General features: G+C 48.5%; 17 protein-coding genes and 1 riboswitch. Of the genes, 1 reads left to right on the top strand and 16 read right to left on the bottom strand.

The genetic code is table 11. The features are described from left to right. Nucleotides 1-8: 8 nt before the first annotated feature. The 16 genes from hisC to U5R06_11200 all read right to left on the bottom strand — a co-directional run bounded on the left by hisC (nt 9) and on the right by U5R06_11200 (nt 12508). A complete protein-coding gene (hisC, locus tag U5R06_11275) occupies nt 9-1082 on the bottom strand; it encodes a histidinol-phosphate transaminase (GenBank protein ID MDZ7723357.1) in 1074 nt (357 codons plus the stop codon). Then, nucleotides 1079-2368: a histidinol dehydrogenase gene (gene hisD, locus U5R06_11270; GenBank protein ID MDZ7723356.1), complete on the bottom strand. Its 1290-nt coding sequence runs from the start codon at nt 2366-2368 to the stop codon at nt 1079-1081. Before hisD ends, hisC begins: the two co-directional genes overlap by 4 nt. 13 nt (nt 2369-2381) lie before the next feature. Then, entirely contained in the window at nt 2382-3278 is an 897-nt protein-coding gene (hisG, locus tag U5R06_11265; GenBank protein MDZ7723355.1) for an ATP phosphoribosyltransferase, read from the bottom strand. Between the two features lie 262 nt (nt 3279-3540). Continuing rightward, nucleotides 3541-4050: an ROK family protein gene (locus U5R06_11260; protein MDZ7723354.1), complete on the bottom strand. Its 510-nt coding sequence runs from the start codon at nt 4048-4050 to the stop codon at nt 3541-3543. Then, on the bottom strand, nt 4047-4211 hold the full coding sequence (locus tag U5R06_11255; protein MDZ7723353.1) for a hypothetical protein: 165 nt from the start codon (nt 4209-4211) through the stop codon (nt 4047-4049). The genes U5R06_11260 and U5R06_11255 overlap by 4 nt, the downstream gene beginning before the upstream one ends. After that, on the bottom strand, nt 4195-4335 hold the full coding sequence (locus U5R06_11250) for a hypothetical protein (GenBank protein MDZ7723352.1): 141 nt from the start codon (nt 4333-4335) through the stop codon (nt 4195-4197). Before U5R06_11250 ends, U5R06_11255 begins: the two co-directional genes overlap by 17 nt. A 189-nt stretch (nt 4336-4524) precedes the next feature. Beyond that, nucleotides 4525-5274 (bottom strand): nucleotidyltransferase family protein, encoded by a 750-nt coding sequence (locus U5R06_11245; protein ID MDZ7723351.1) that lies wholly within the window; start codon nt 5272-5274, stop codon nt 4525-4527. 23 nt (nt 5275-5297) lie between these two features. Further along, entirely contained in the window at nt 5298-5444 is a 147-nt protein-coding gene (locus tag U5R06_11240; protein MDZ7723350.1) for a hypothetical protein, read from the bottom strand. Between the two features lie 15 nt (nt 5445-5459). Beyond that, nucleotides 5460-5879, bottom strand: a complete 420-nt coding sequence (gene def, locus U5R06_11235; GenBank protein MDZ7723349.1) for a peptide deformylase — start codon at nt 5877-5879, stop codon at nt 5460-5462. A 9-nt stretch (nt 5880-5888) separates the two neighbouring features. Then, nucleotides 5889-6746, bottom strand: a complete 858-nt coding sequence (gene lipA / locus U5R06_11230; protein ID MDZ7723348.1) for a lipoyl synthase — start codon at nt 6744-6746, stop codon at nt 5889-5891. Then, a complete protein-coding gene (gene thyX, locus U5R06_11225; GenBank protein MDZ7723347.1) occupies nt 6743-7429 on the bottom strand; it encodes an FAD-dependent thymidylate synthase in 687 nt (228 codons plus the stop codon). The genes lipA and thyX overlap by 4 nt, the downstream gene beginning before the upstream one ends. A gap of 12 nt (nt 7430-7441) precedes the next feature. Further along, on the bottom strand, nt 7442-8626 hold the full coding sequence (locus U5R06_11220) for an FprA family A-type flavoprotein (protein MDZ7723346.1): 1185 nt from the start codon (nt 8624-8626) through the stop codon (nt 7442-7444). Between the two features lie 25 nt (nt 8627-8651). Next, nucleotides 8652-9818 carry a cysteine desulfurase family protein gene (locus tag U5R06_11215; protein MDZ7723345.1) on the bottom strand — a complete coding sequence of 389 codons (1167 nt, stop codon included), beginning with the start codon at nt 9816-9818 and terminating at the stop codon, nt 8652-8654. A gap of 132 nt (nt 9819-9950) precedes the next feature. Then, complete coding sequence (locus U5R06_11210) at nt 9951-10433, bottom strand: hypothetical protein (protein ID MDZ7723344.1); 483 nt, start codon at nt 10431-10433, stop codon at nt 9951-9953. A gap of 271 nt (nt 10434-10704) precedes the next feature. Continuing rightward, complete coding sequence (locus U5R06_11205) at nt 10705-11796, bottom strand: lactate racemase domain-containing protein (GenBank protein ID MDZ7723343.1); 1092 nt, start codon at nt 11794-11796, stop codon at nt 10705-10707. Nucleotides 11797-11872: 76 nt separating this feature from the next. Further along, entirely contained in the window at nt 11873-12508 is a 636-nt protein-coding gene (locus U5R06_11200; protein MDZ7723342.1) for a DUF4254 domain-containing protein, read from the bottom strand. A gap of 180 nt (nt 12509-12688) precedes the next feature. Beyond that, a riboswitch (TPP riboswitch) is annotated at nt 12689-12779 on the top strand. Nucleotides 12780-12886: 107 nt separating this feature from the next. Here U5R06_11200 and U5R06_11195 point away from each other — a divergent pair. Next, a complete protein-coding gene (locus tag U5R06_11195; GenBank protein ID MDZ7723341.1) occupies nt 12887-15238 on the top strand; it encodes a TonB-dependent receptor in 2352 nt (783 codons plus the stop codon). The last annotated feature ends 386 nt before the right edge of the window (nt 15239-15624 follow it).

Genomic DNA, 15624 nt, shown 5'->3' with positions numbered 1-15624 from the left:
ACACTCCGTTAGTATGAGTGATATTCCTGCATAACCCTCTGTAAAGCGTCCAGAAACAGATCATTTTCCTCTTTGCAGCCAATGGTGACCCGCTGATGTCCCTGCAGCAGCGGATAAGAACCGACATCCCGCACCAGGATTCCATGTTTCTTCAAGGCTTCAAACAGATCCAGATCATCCGGACCTTTCAGCAGCAGATAATTGGCTGCACTGGGATAAACAGTCACAGTCGAGAGCCGCTGAAGGAGTGCATAGACGCGGTCTCGTTCTGTTTGCAGATACTGAACGTGCTGCATCAAGTCACTCTGATGATTCAGTAATTCCATGGCCACCTGTTCGGTAAACACATTGACGTTATAAGGCAGATTCACCTTGCCAAGCTGCTGAATGACGGGACGCTGTGCGATCAAATAGCCAAACCGCAACCCCGCCATACTGAACGCCTTGGAAAACGTGCGCGAAACGACCAGATTTTCATGGCGCTGTACCAGGGAAACCGCTTCACGATCGGAAAATTCACCATACGCTTCGTCAAACAGCACCAGTCCCGGCGCATTCCGGCAAATGTTTTCAACATCCGGCAGCGAAATTTCCGCTCCTGTGGGATTATTGGGGGAACACACGATGACCAGACGCGGTGATTCATGCTTGATTTTCTCCAGCACCTTGTCGAGAGGATACGATTCATCCGGCGGGTGCATTACCTCGATGATAGAAGCGTCATAAATCTTTGCAAACAACTGATACAGCGAGAACGTCGGCGGTGTCAGAAGAACGCCGTCTCCGGGTGACAGGACAGCGGTTAACAACGTTTGAAACAACTGATTGGAGCCATTGCCGAGCAGTATTTGGTCCGCAGACACGGCATGCCGGGCCGCCAGTTTATCCCGAAGCAGTTGAGAATTGTTGATCGGATAGCGGTTCCAGGCGAGCTGTTCGATGCGCTGTATACAGCGGTTTTTGATTTCCTCCGGCACATCAAAAGGGCTCTCGTTCTGGTTCAGCTTGACTTTGAATTCTTTTTGCGGCGGGGAGGAATAGCCGTCCAGATCTAAAACTGAAGTTTTGAAATACTGTTTCATAATGAATCCATTCGTTTTTCGATGGCGGAGGCATGCGCATCCAGTCCTTCGCTCTCGGCAAATCGTCGAATTTTTTCACCGTGTTTCTGCATAGCGGTTTGGGTATAGGAAATCAAACTGCTCACCTTGACAAAGTCTTCGGTGCGCAAGGGCGAGAAAAAGCGCGCCGACCCATTGGTCGGCAGAACGTGATTGGGACCGGCCCAGTAATCACCGACAGCTTCCGGTGAATAATGTCCCAGAAATATGGCGCCTGCGTTTTTGATGTCCCCCAGCAGCGTCCACGGATCACGGACATGCAGTCCCAGATGTTCCGGGGCCAGCCGGTTGGAAATCTCGACACATTCCTGCATGCTGTCGAGCAAAAGAATGCCCCCGTATTCGGCGAGGGATGAATTCAGAATCTCAACCCGGTCCAGTTTGAGCAGTTGTTGTTCGGTTTCTATGGCCACAGCTTTGGCCACCTCGGAAGAAGGTGTCACCAGAATGGACGAAGCCAGCGGATCGTGTTCGGCCTGCGCCAGCAGATCCGCTGCGGCAAAAGCCGGATCCGCGCTTTCATCCGCGATGATCAATACCTCACTGGGCCCGGCCACCATATCAATACCGCATTGACCATACAGCATTTTCTTGGCAGTGGCCACATAGATATTTCCCGGTCCGACAATCTTGTCTACGCGCGGAATGGTGTCGGTTCCGAATGCCATGCCGGCCACAGCATGCGCACCGCCCACCCGATATACATTCTCAATGCCCAGTTCCCAGGCTGCGGCCAGTATCAACGGATTCATTTTTCCTTCCGCATTACAGGGTGTGGTCACGCAAATTTGTGCAACTCCGGCCACCTGCGCCGGCACAGCCCCCATCAGCAATGAGGATGGATAGGCGGCCAGTCCGCCGGGCACATATACCCCCACTCGCTCCAAAGGCTGCACCCGCCGTCCCAGCACGACACCGTCGTCTTCCCAGGTCAGCCAGGATTGGGGGATGGCTTTTTCGTGATAGCGTTTGATATTATCACGCGAACCGCGCAAAACATCCAAAAGTTCCGGGTCAAGCTGCGCGTGTGCCTGCTGCAGGGTTTCCTCGGGTACACGCAATGGATGCACATTCAGATTTACCCGGTCAAAGCGCTGTGCGTATTCAACAAGCGCCCGGTCTCCATACTGCTGCACGTTCTGCAGGATATCCGCCACCGCTTTTTCAACGTCCCGAGAAATTTCGAGGCGGCGGGATTCAAATTTATGCATAAAATCCGTTAGCTGATCTTTTTGATATATATTCATAACTAGTCCGGTATTAATATATAATTTTATTCAGCGGATATTCAATAATATCTTCTGCGCCCGCCCGTTTGAGGGCAGGGATCAGACGCCGCACCGCTTCCTCTTCGGCAACAATTTCCACAGCCACCCAGTCGCCGCCGTACAAATGCGAAATCGTAGGTTTTTTCATCGCCGGCAGCTGCTTCATGAGTTCATCGAGTTTGGATTCCGGCAGATTCATTTTCAGACCGACTTTATCCTCGGCTGCAAGCGCGGCCTGGATCATTAGATTAAAATTTTCAATTTTCTCGCGTTTTGCCGGATTTTCCCAGCTTTTTTTATTGGCAATCAGCATGGTGCGTGATTCGAGCAATGTATCCACAATCCGGAGATTATTTGCACGCAGCGAACTGCCTGTTTCGGTCACTTCCACAATCGCATCTACCAATGTAGGCGCTTTCACCTCCGTGGCTCCCCAGGAAAACTCGACGGTGGCGTTTACGCCATGGCCGTTCAGATAGTCCCGGGTCAGATTGACAATTTCGGTGGCAATGCGTTTGCCATTCAAGTCCTGAACGGACTGAATATCAGACTCTTTGGGCACGGCCAGGACCCAACGCACCGGCCGACGGGTCTGTTTGGCGTACGTGAGTTCCGCCACTTGATGGACATCGGCCCGGTTTTCAAGAATCCAGTCTTTGCCGGTCATGCCGACATCAAACACGCCGTCCTCAACATATTTGGCCATTTCCTGAGCGCGAATCAAAATAGCCTGAATCTCATCGTCATCGATAGACGGAAAATACGAACGGCTGCTCACTGAAAAATGATAACCAGCCTTGGCCAAAAGCCGAAATGTGGATTCCTGCAGACTGCCTTTGGGCAATCCGATTTTCAAAACATCGTCTGTAAAATCCTTCAAACTTGCCATAAACACTCCTGTTATTGATAATCTCTGATATTGTCTTGAAACAAGGCTCGGAAAGATTCGAATCCGGAACCGATCCTGCGTGTAGTAAATAAAAAAGCCTTCCGTGTGGTTCGGAAGGCTTGAAAAAAAATCAATGTCAATGTACGTTACCCACCTCCCGAAAGGATCTTGCTGTGATGATGATGTGAATGATGGTGGCAGTACATATTTTTCTCCGGTTTAACACCTTAAAGATAAAACAGATTGAAAAAAGATGCAAGGTTTATTTTGATTTTTCATACATTTCCGCGGCCATATGGATAGCGCCGATACTTCCGGCGTCATTGCCCAGTTGTGCCCGTACCACCTGCAGGTCCCGCAGAACAGGTTTCATCGCCTTGCCGTAAATGGCGCGTTCAACACGGGTGATAAATTCGTCCCCGGCCTCGGCTACGCCGCCACCGATAACCAGCACTTGAGGATTAAACACATTAACCAGACTCGCAAAACCGGTTCCAAGATAGTCCACGGTTTCCGAGATAATTTCGTCTGCAATAGGTTCACCTTTGGCTGCACGGTCAAAAATCAGCCTGGTTCCACCGGATTCCGGGGCGGGCCGGTTCATTTCCAGCATACGTTCCTGATAGCGCCGGATCATGGATGTCGCCGAGGCATACTGCTCAAAACAGCCCTGGCCGCCGCAATTGCATAATCGGCCGTTATGCACAATAGAAATATGTCCAATCTCCGATCCCGAATAATGACTGCCTCGGTACAGAGAACCGTTGATCAAAATGCCGCCTCCGATGCCGGTGCCCAGCGTTGCACAGAGGACATGTTTTTACCCCTGGCCGCACCCTGACGCGCTTCACCAAAGGCCATCAGATTGCCGTCGTTATCCGCCCACACCGGAACTCCAAACTGTCCTTGAATACGTTCACCGGATAGGAGCATCTGTCCATTCCGGCATATTCGGAGTGGCTCCCATCAAACGGCAATCCTCAAAATGAATAGCGCCTGGACTGCCCAAACCGACAGCCACGAGTTGGCCATCCCGTTCTTTGGCGCAACGCTGCAAATCCTCAATAGCTGAAAAAATAACATTGAAAATGGCGTCCTGCGATTGATCCGCCTTGCTCGGCGTCTTTTTTTGACCAGCATCCCGTCTTTACGGGTACCCAGGGAATATTTTAAAAAAGTGCCGCCCAGATCCAGTCCTGCAAAAAATTCTCTCTCCTTGCTCATCAGTAAACTCCGCTTTGAATATCTATATCGAATATTTTTTTTGTATCTCCTTGTAAACCGCCAGCGTGCCGATATCCAGCGCCGGCCGGGACATGACATACGCATAGACCGGGGTTTGTTGATACAACCAACTGATGAAATGCCCGGGAGCGTCCGCTGTTGTATGATCGTTTAAAAAGACTTTGTACAGCGGTAATGTCGACTGTTTGTGCATATAAAGCGCCGGACATACATAGGTTGATTGCGGCTTTTGCGGTTTTTCCTCAAATAACGTAATTTTACAATTGGCATCAAAGGACACCACACCGCGTTGTTTGAGCCGTTCCCGATCCTTTAGCTCCTGAACCACAATCGTATCCGCATCATGGCTTTGAAATGTCTCGTGCAGATCTTTAAAATCAAAGCGAAAAATATTGTCTCCCGCCGCCACAATACAATCCTCTTCGATGCCGGCCTGATCGATAGCAAACTGTACGTCAGCAATAGCACCCAGTCTGGATTCATTATCCAGCGATCCGTCATTCAAAACCTCCACCTGAAATCCGGGATGTCGATCGGACTGATTGACAATCCGGGCCCATTCTGCAAAAATCGATGCAAACCTGGCATTGGAAACAATATAGACCCGATCCAATACCGGAATTTGGTTAAATCCTTTTAACAGATAGTCCAGAATGGTCTTTTCCCCGACTCTTAAGAGGGGTTTGGGGCGGTCCTTGGTCAAGGGGTACAAGCGTGTCGCGTATCCGGCTGCGAGCACAATAGCTTTCATATCGGTTTCCGTTGGTTTTGTGTTCAGTGACCCGGCAGGATTTCAAATTCGAGTTCGGGTAAATCCCTGTTTTGTTCAGAAAAAATGCGTTGCAGGGTATCTATATCGGCTTTGGTTTCCCGCAGGTCCGGCTCGACAAACTCTGCATCAGTCCAGGACAGGGTCTGCAAGTCAGCGCGATCGATCTACGATACTCCGTTGAGATGATCGATTTCGTGCTGCAGCACAACCGCCAGCAACCCCCTGGCCTTGATTTCGACTTTATTTCCCTCTTGGTTAAACGCCTCGACCACCACCTTGTCATGTCTTGGGACTTTGGCGTGCAGTCCCGGCAAACTTAAACAGCCTTCATACTCTGCGCTGCGGGTTTCGCTGTGTGCAATGATTTTGGGGTTGATCAGAATATATTCCTGTTCTCCGTCCTGACAGACCAAAAACTGTTTTGACACATTGACCTGCGGGGCAGCGAGCCCCACCCCGTCTTTGAGATACATGGTTTCAATCATATCTTTGATAAATGCCTGATCAACATGATTGACATCGCATTTTTCCGCTTGTTTTCGCAATGTCGGATGCCCGTATGTGATAATATCCATTACTGCCATTTATATCCTCTAATCGTCATTTACTCTTGTTGATTTATACTGCTCGTCGGCATGATAAGAACTTCTGACCAACGGAGCGGCTTCAATATGCTTAATCCCCAGAAAAAGTCCGGATTTTTTAATCTCTCTAAATTCTTGCGGCGGCACATAGCGGTCAACCGGCACATGCTGCACCGTAGGCTGCAGATATTGGCCGACCGTCAACAGTCTGCAGTTAACATCAATCACATCCTGTAGCAGCGTATCAATCTCCTTTCGGGTTTCTCCGAGTCCCACCATGATGCCGGTTTTGCTGGTCATCCCCTTTTCGTGCGCATAGGCCAGTAAATTCAGAGATTGCCGATAATCCGCCTGCGGGCGAACCTGCGGGTACAGTCGTTCTATCGTTTCCAAATTATGATTCAGCACATCCGGCTGTGCCGCAAACACCGTATCCAGCGCGTTTCGGTCGCCTTTGAAATCCGGAATGAGCACCTCAATTTTGCATTCAGGCTGCTGACTGCGGATTTCCCTGATGGTTTCGGCAAAATGCCAGGCGCCGCCGTCCGGCAGATCATCGCGGGTGACGGATGTCACCACCACATACTTTAATCCCAGCGACTCAACGGCGCGGGCAACCCGCTTTGGTTCCTCAGCATCCAGCGGCCCGACTTTGCCGGACGAAACCGCACAAAACCGACAGTTGCGTGTACAGACATCGCCCATAATCATAAACGTGGCCGTTCTGCGGCTCCAGCATTCGCCGATATTGGGGCACCGGGCGCTTTGGCAAACCGTATGCAGCTGACTGGACTGGATCAATTTTCTGACAACCTGCGCTTGTTCTCCGCTGGGCAGTCGGACTTTGGGTTTTGCTTTATGATTCATTCTGATCCCAGATTCTCATTCTTGATGACATATTTTTGAAACGCGTCGTGCGTCCAGGGCATTTTCAGTTGGAAAAGCTCGGCAATCCGATTGGCATATTCCCGAATCTCGTACTGAGCGTGTTCATCCATTCGCAATCTCAAAAAATTCATCAACGCTCTGCAGTTGACACTCCAATAAAATTGGGTATACAACGCCAGCGGCAGGACAATACGCGCATGTTCTTTGGCGACTTTGGCGTTCAGCAATTCCTGATACAGCTCGAATGCCCTCTGGTAATGCTCCTCTATTTTACCCAAAAGCTCGGAATTGAGTTCCTCAGGAACATCAATATATTTGTAATTTTCCGCGGTTTGTGAACGCAGCCGTTCAGGCAGGCAAAATTCTTCTTTCATTTTTGTATAGCGGCCGGACATTTCATTATAACTTGCAATGCGGTGCCGAAACCATTGGCGTGCGACAAACAACGGGCATTTTACATGAAATTTAAATACCGAATGTTCAAACGGAGTTTCGTGTCCGTTTGCCAGCAAAAAAAACAGCAGCTTTTTATCGCGTTCATCATGAGTAATGCCCTTACCATAGGACACACGCGCCGATTGAACCACGGCATAATCGCCGCCCATAAAATCAACCAGGCGAACAAATCCCTGATCCAGCACTTTGTATTCGTGTTCTTGCATGATCCTCCCCGTTTATTTGCTCAATTCGTTCGCCAGTTTTTCTCCGAATTCAATACAAGCCCGGCGCTCTTCCGGCCCCGGGATCAGAACAGCTTTCAGCCCTTCGTGCGGGACCTTGAACTTGAGGTCAGCCAGCCGGGCATCCAGCATTTTTACAGCTTCCCCGCTCCAACCGTAAGACCCGAAACTTGCGCCCAGCTTGCCTTTAACGTCGATAGTAACCAGACTGTTTATCACATCCCAAACAGGTTTAACGGCGTCATTATTAAGTGTCGGAGATCCCAAGACAACCGCATCGGCTGTCTCAATCAGATCAAGATGCGTCTCCGGGTCAAGCCCCTCGGCATTGTACACCTGAACATCCGCCTGTTTTTTAGCGCCCTGAGCGATCAGCTCGGCCATGGTTCCGGTATTGCCGTGAGCGCTGGCATAATAAATGAGCATTTTAGGCGGATCGTTCTCCGGCGACGCGGCCGACCACTCCCGGTAAGCGGAAATATATTTTCCAAGATCACCTTGCAGCAGTGGCCCATGTGACGGAGCAACAGTCTCAAACTCCAGTTCTTTGATCTTTTCCAGAGCGCTGCGCACATTCTTTTTAAACGGTCGCATAATCTTGTCGAAATAGTCTTTAAAATCAGGCCACATATCGCGCGTAATTTTGGTATTCAGCATGCGGCTGTCACAGAAATGAGCGCCTAAAAAGTCGCATGTGAATAATATTTTGTCCTCTGCGCTGTAGGTCATCATGGTATCAGGCCAATGCACGTTGGGAGCGACTACAAACTGCAGGGTTCGGCTGCCGAGTTCAAGCGTTTCGCCATTGCGCACCGGAATAATATCCACATCCCGGTTCACGGTATTTTGCACATATTTCACAGCGCCCCTGGAGCATACAATGCGGGCATTCGGAGCGACATCCATTAATTGAACCAGACTGCCGGAATGATCCGGTTCGTTGTGCTGAACGACGATATAATCCAGGGTTTCCGGGTCGACCAATGTTTTCAAATTTTCAAGATATTGATCCGAGAATTTCAATTTCACGGCATCAATAACGACCTTTTTCTCATCATTGATAAAATAGCTGTTATAGGTGGAACCGTTTTTGGTCTGCATTATGATATCAAACACGCGCAAGTCCGGATGCAGTGCGCCGCACCAGTAAACATCCGATGTTATTTCAAATGGTTTCATAACGAGTTTTACTCCTGTATTAAGCTTATCTGAATTGCGGTAAAATTGATCTCTGCCGTATGCCGGCGACGGCACGGCTCAGGCTGTCAATCACAGTGTCCACCTGTTCCTGAGTATTTCCTTTACCCAAACCAAAGCGCACCGAACAGCGAGCCCGGGCTGCCGGGATTTGAAGCGCTTTGAGCACATAGGAACTCTCCGGCGATGCCGAGGTACAGGCTGAACCTGTCGAAAGCGCCACATCCGGGCATGAAAGGACAAGTGATCCGCCATCCACGCCGGTAAAAGCAATGTTTAAATTATTCGCAAGCCGGTGTTCGGGATGTCCATTCAGCTGTATATCTTTAATCTGCTCCAGCAAACCATTCCACAGCCGCTGCTGCAAAGCGCGCATTGCCCGGCTGTGCTCGTCCAGATTACGCCCGGCAAGTTCAGCCGCCTTGCCCATTCCCGCAATTCCGGGAACATTGTAGGTACCGGAGCGCAATCCGCGTTCATGACCGCCGCCATCCAGCAACGGCGTCAAACGCAAGCCTTTGCGTACATATAATGCCCCCACGCCTTTGGGGCCGTACATTTTATGTGCCGAAAGCGACAACAAATCAATCGAATCCCGGTACACGTTTAGAGGCACACGTCCTGCGGCCTGGACTGCATCGACATGAAAGAGCGCAGGATATTGGCGTACAATAGCCGCAATTTCCGTCAGTGGTTGCAAAGTGCCGATTTCGCTGTTGGCTGCCTGTACAGATACCAGGACTGTATCTGCATTTAGCAGGGAACGCAGATGCTCCAGGTCGATGCGTCCGTATTGATTGACCCGGCAATAGCGAATGTTTACGTCTTCTTTTTCAAGGCGGGCGACAGGGTCCAGCACTGATTTATGCTCGATCGGAAGCGTGATTAAATTGCGCCCGGAACGCTGTTGCGCGGATCGGGCGCTGCCTTTTACAGCCAGATTATTGGCCTCGGTCGCCCCGCTTGTAAATACAATTTCATCGGGAGATGATGCAGCGATCAATTCCGCGATCTGAACCCGCGCCAGCTCAACAGCCTCTCTGGCACGATGGCCATATTCATGTGTATTGCTGGAAGGATTGCCGAATTCCTGAGAAAAAAAGGGCATCATCACATCTAAAACATCCGGATCGACCGGGGTCGTTGCATGATGATCCATATATACTGGTTTCATAAAGCCTCATCTATCCAAACCTAATAAAATAATTGAATTTAGCATTAAAAGCAAGGATTACTGCAATTGCAGAAAAAAAAAGCCCGCAAGAAATAATCTTGCGAGCCCAAAAGATCAAATTTTGATCAGGCGTCAGGCAGCTTCGGCATTCTGTTTTTCTGCCGATTCATCAAACAATTCCGGGTTCTCGAATCGTTTTTCGAGTTTGTGCAGATGATCCTGATGTTCGTCACCCAAACTCCGGAAAAAAGCTCGCAAATCAGCATCCAGAAACCGTCGGGACAGAGTCATATAAAAATCCACCAGCTCTTTTTCATTGCGTTTTGCCGTATTAATGGATTCCCGGCTGTCTTTGCCACAGTGCATGAGAGAATTAAGCCGGTGTTTTCGGTCCAAATTCAAATACAATATCCGTTTTCCGCTTACCTGGCTGTATTGGCTGATACTTTTTTGTCGGTTTTGCAGGCACGCATTCAGCATCTGTTTCAGGGTGGATTCGGCTTCATCGTTATAAAACAATGATTGTGCTTTTTTATAAAACTCTGTCATCTCTTTTTCAGACTGTATAGACATTTTGAGAGCTTCCAGGGGTTCTATGGCATAAATCCTGTGCATATATACCTCCATAAAAACGGACTATATTTAGTAATATTAACGTAAAAGCAAACGAATACATTCCAAAATCGGGATCATTATCCACAAAAAATTAAACGAAATTGGATGGAACAAGTTCCTAAGCAGCAAAAATAAAGGTAGACAACCCCTCAGGCAGAGCCAGACAACGGTAATCCGTTCCGTATTGTTTTTCTATCCGGCTCAATGCCGAACGAATTGAAGAGGTAAAGCACAGTACAGGACCGGTTTCAGAGTCGCTTTGGATGGTTTTCTAAACACCAATAGGAAAATATACGGTTCTATTTTTTAACTTTTCTTCAAGAATTTCAAAAATACCCATCCAGCGTTTCTGTTCCAGAAAAATAGATAAAAAATCTTCCAAAGACGTACATGCGCGGATTTTGGCGTTATCCATCTGATACAGGAGATCGGACAGCAAAACAATACTCCCGTGCTCCCTGACACTCGGCGCAGCATTGCACACAGTTTCGATAAGCAAATACCATTTTTCCACGCCGGTCAGTCCGCTGGTTACCACGGCGGCGTCTGCCGGTTCTTTCAGATTTGCGGTATATTGGGACTGCAAAACAGACTCGGTCTTTTGATACGTATCTTTTATCTTGCCGGAAAAAATATTCATGACGCGTTCCTGAGCGCTCATGAGTATATTGACAATAAAATCGACCTGTGCCAAATCACATATTTCAACAATATCCCGGTGCATCACAGTATCAAAGGTGCCGTTCTCATGAATATCCTGTCGCGCCAGAGCGTACAGAGCTTTCAGGGTATCCGGACTCGTCAATCCGAGTCCCACAACGCTGATAGAATCAAACAAGCCCACTGCAAAATGTGGTATAACGCGTCCTATGGCAATTTTCATCTGGGTGCGCAGAAATCGGCGGTCCATATAAACCGGAGTCTGACGCGACGTGTCTCCGGCGAGCTGATGGTTGGTGAGTGTAAAATTATCATGAAATTCGATATGATACGAATCACGAATATCTTTGCTGACCTTTTTACGAACCATTGACTTTTTAACTTCAAGCGGATATTCTGCTGCAAAAAGAATACAGATATCGGTATAGGCCAATCCGGCAGCGTGCAGCGTTTTAAGCACGGGCCGCAGCACCATATCAAGAATGGGGTTCGGAATCATTGCATCGATCGTCACACACGCGGTATCAACAGATTTTGCCATATCAAACAGTGATCGCTCATATCCAAGCGGCTGCAGCAGGGATTTGATAATAGCAATATAAGTATCCTGTACGAGTTCAAAGTTCTCTGTATTCAGAATACGTGTGTTGTCAGGCAGAGAAATTGTCTGCGGTTTGCTCAGATATTTAAATTCGACATTCATAGTTAATGTCTCTGTCCCATTGTACGCCAATCATTCAGCAAGGCATTCCCTTTTAATACAACATGAAAGGGCAATATCATTCCCCTTTATTATTTTTATCCTCAAATAATTCCGGATGAAAACTCGGATCATTATAGATTTTAAATTGACGGTATACTTTGTGCTTCTTTTGCCCCAAACGCAGCTCTTTGACCAATTCATCCAACGCATGTGCCACGTCCCGGCGCTGTTCCTCAAGGATATTGAGACGGATGCGCATTGTGTTGGTATCATGATCCCTTGATTCGGTTCTTAAACGTTCATTCAAATGGTAAATTTTGAGACAAAGCACAGATAATCGGTTGATAATATTGGCCGGTGTTTCAGAGTGCACAGGTGCATTTTCATCTACTTGGACACCCGCCGTGGTGAGCACATTATCGATCCAGATATCAATTTGTTCCAGCACATCCATGCGAATATGCGTATTTTTATCGATCGCACGTTCAATTTGGGGAATCTTTTCTGCGCTTACATTCTTGTCTCGTATCATTTCTTCCAAATGCCAGACCAGAAAATTCTTGTATAACACCCACTGAGTCATTCCTTTGGGAGACTGGGTATCATTGGGTTTCAAAGGGGCGGTATCGTGCCATAACTCTATGAGATCCGTGAACCATTCAAGCAACCGTTCCCCTTCAAATGGAGCCAGTATTTCTTTTAATGAATTCAATAGTGTTCCTCTCTGTTTAATCCCAGACTGAACAATTAATTGTTATATCAATCCAGTTATACAATGTATCAAAATAGAAAAAAAAACGCAATGTATTTCTGGAGATATTCGGAATAATCAAAAACGGGATGCTGTTCCTTCTTGCAAATAAGCAAAGCATTTAGTATATTAAAATAATCTATAACCCGTTAGGGGTGGTCATTCGACCTGAGATCATACCCTGAAACCTGAACTAGGTAATGCTAGCGTAGGGAAACGGCAGCAAGCGCAGTATTTCATAGCCGCTGTAAGCCTTCCCTGCTCTGGCGAGGCTCGTAGAAAGGAGTTCGCTATGAGAGCAGTCTCACTTTTATTACACTCGTATTTTTAACAATTCCATTGTATTCGTATACCATCACCGGTACGGTCACGGACCAAAAAGACGGCGCTCCGGTGGCGGGCGCCAATGTCACCTTACTGGACAGTAAACAGGGCGCCGCGACCTCGGAACAGGGCCGTTTTCACCTGAACAATGTGCCGACTGGCACCTATACCCTGGCCGTATCACATATCAGTTACCGGGTGTACAAACAACAGATCACAGTTGACGAAAATCTGCAGTTGTCTATAGACATGCAGCCGCAGGTCCTCAAAGGTCAGCAGATCCAGGTGGTATCCAATCGTGCCGTGGAACGCAAATCACCGGTGGCCTTTACGGATATTTCAGCTCAAGAGATCGAACGCGAGTATTTCAGCCAGGAAGTGCCGCTGCTGCTGGACAAGGTCCCCGGTGTATACTCGTATTCGAATACCGGCGGCCCGATCGGCTATTCCGAGATCAAGATCCGCGGGTTTGACGCCACACGGGTGGGCGTCACCATCAACGGCGTGCCGCTGAATGATCCGCAAGATCACATTACTTATTTTTACGATCTACCGGACATCAGCGCCAATCTGGAGGATATTCAGGTGCAACGGGGTGTGGCCAATTCATTGTACGGCACTGCGGCATTTGCCGGAACGGTCAATTTGAAAACCAGCACGGCTGCGGATGAACGCAAAATTCAGTACACGGCGGGATTCGGCAGTTATAACACCCGCAAGCATACCGTGTCACTGAACTCTGGTCTGGTGAATAATACATATACGTTTCACGGGCGTTTTTCAAAAATCAGCACAGACGGCTACCGCGACAAGTCCTGGGTAGACGCCTGGTCGTACTTTTTCAGCGCCAGCCGCTATGATGAAAACGTGAAAACCACCATCAACCTGTTCGGCGGCCCCATGCAAGCGCATTTTGCCTGGAACGGTATTACGCGTGAACGTCTTAAAACCGACCGCACCTACAATTCGTACCAATATGAGGACGCCAAGGATTCGTTCCATCAACCGCATTATCAGTTGATCAATGAATGGACGCCTTTGGACAATCTCGCCATCGAATCGACGTTGTTTTTCATCAAAGGCGACGGCTACTATGAGCAGTACAAAACCGGCAAGTCGTTGACCGATTACAACATGCACAGCGCCGAAATCGACGGTGAAACGGTGACAGAAACAGATCTGGTAGAACAAAAATGGGTGGACAAGCAGCAGTTCGGCTGGATTCCCCAGGTGCACACCAACTGGCGCGAGCATGACCTCACAATCGGCGGCGAATTCAGCACGTTTACATCAAAACACTGGGGCGAGGTCAAATGGGGAAATCGCCTGCCGTCTGATGTACCGCCCAATCATGTTTACTATCGACACAACGGCGCGAAACAATCGTTTGCCCTGTTCTTCAATGACCTGTACAGCATCACTCCCTCTCTGTTCCTGAAATTCGATCTGCAGTACAAGCACCTGTATACAGATTTTGATCAAAAAAAAATGGGGGCGTTCCCGGGACACGAATATGATTTGACCTATGATTTTCTGACACCACGCCTCGGAGTGAATTACAATATCAATCAAGCTCTGAACGTGTTTGTCAATGCTTCCATGGCCAATCGCGAGCCCAAGGACTCGGATATTTACGATGCCAACGATCCGGATGCCGCTCCCCTGTTCCGCACCATGAACCTGGAAAAAGGCGTTTACAAAGACCCCTACATTGAGGCCGAGACCCTGCGCGATTATGAACTGGGCTGGGGCTATCAGACCACTCGTCTGCGCATGAAATTCAACGCATTCTGGATGGATTTTGACAACGAAATCGTGCCCACGGGCGGCATCACAGACGACGGCTATCCCATCTACGGCAACGCCGACCGATCACGGCACCGCGGTATCGAGTTCGATGCCCGAGCTTACATTTCCGGCGATGTGACACTGGCAGGTAATTTCACCTGGAGCGACAATACATTTATCGATTATACGGAATACTTGTGGAACGACGATTATACCGGTTATGATGCGTACAGTCGTGACGGCAACACCATTTCCGGTTTTCCGGAAACTATGGTCAACCTGAGCGCCAGTCGTACATTCGGCCCCCTGTATCTGTCCGTGCACGGCCAGCACATCGGACGCATTTATCTGGACAATTCAGAAACAGAACAATTGTCGATCACTCCATACAACGTGGTCAATGCCACTGCCCGACTGCAGCTGCCGGAATTCAGCGGCGTGAATCTGCTGCTGTCCGTGCATGTAAACAATGTGCTGAACGAGAAATACGAGGTCAGCGGCTACGCCTGGGGCGGCAGCGGATATTATATTCCGGCAGCTCTGAGGAATGTGTTTGTCAGTCTGAAGACGACGCTGTAAGATTCAGCAAAAACCCGGAGCCAGGCGGCTCCGGGTTTTTTATTATTAATGCGTCTATTGGGTCGTGGGGAGTTTTTAGTTTTCCGGGAGCATATTCCATCATGATATCATGCACGTTCAGCGCCAAAAGAGCACATAGAATCCACAGGATTATGTATACTCTATAAAGAACAGAATCAGGAAAGCGGGGTGATGTTTTGGTCGCCGGCATGGCAATTCTCCTTGATTGTATATTGCACTGTTTACAATGATACACCGCAATCGGAGAATTATTCCAGACTGAATCCATTCATATGACCCGAGATTTCGTTCACCTGTCTGAAAGACATGTACGTAATCAACTATCATCTCATTACGTAATGATTGGCTATACGTAATCATTTGAT

The sequence above is a fragment of the candidate division KSB1 bacterium genome, from assembly GCA_034521575.1.
Taxonomy (GTDB): Bacteria; Zhuqueibacterota; Zhuqueibacteria; order Residuimicrobiales; family Krinioviventaceae; genus JAXHMJ01.
The sequence above is the reverse complement of the archived record's forward strand: the minus strand, read 5'-3'. Positions and strand labels throughout refer to the sequence as shown.

Coding starts and splice junctions, on each gene's coding strand:
- U5R06_11210 (MDZ7723344.1), bottom strand. CDS start 10,433: ATGCACAGGATTTATGCCATAGAACCCCTGGAAGCTCTCAAAATGTCT.
- U5R06_11205 (MDZ7723343.1), bottom strand. CDS start 11,796: ATGAATGTCGAATTTAAATATCTGAGCAAACCGCAGACAATTTCTCTG.
- hisC (MDZ7723357.1), bottom strand. CDS start 1,082: ATGAAACAGTATTTCAAAACTTCAGTTTTAGATCTGGACGGCTATTCC.
- U5R06_11215 (MDZ7723345.1), bottom strand. CDS start 9,818: ATGAAACCAGTATATATGGATCATCATGCAACGACCCCGGTCGATCCG.
- U5R06_11255 (MDZ7723353.1), bottom strand. CDS start 4,211: ATGCTCCTATCCGGTGAACGTATTCAAGGACAGTTTGGAGTTCCGGTG.
- lipA (MDZ7723348.1), bottom strand. CDS start 6,746: ATGAATCATAAAGCAAAACCCAAAGTCCGACTGCCCAGCGGAGAACAA.
- hisD (MDZ7723356.1), bottom strand. CDS start 2,368: ATGAATATATATCAAAAAGATCAGCTAACGGATTTTATGCATAAATTT.
- thyX (MDZ7723347.1), bottom strand. CDS start 7,429: ATGCAAGAACACGAATACAAAGTGCTGGATCAGGGATTTGTTCGCCTG.
- def (MDZ7723349.1), bottom strand. CDS start 5,879: ATGGCAGTAATGGATATTATCACATACGGGCATCCGACATTGCGAAAA.
- hisG (MDZ7723355.1), bottom strand. CDS start 3,278: ATGGCAAGTTTGAAGGATTTTACAGACGATGTTTTGAAAATCGGATTG.
- U5R06_11245 (MDZ7723351.1), bottom strand. CDS start 5,274: ATGAAAGCTATTGTGCTCGCAGCCGGATACGCGACACGCTTGTACCCC.
- U5R06_11220 (MDZ7723346.1), bottom strand. CDS start 8,626: ATGAAACCATTTGAAATAACATCGGATGTTTACTGGTGCGGCGCACTG.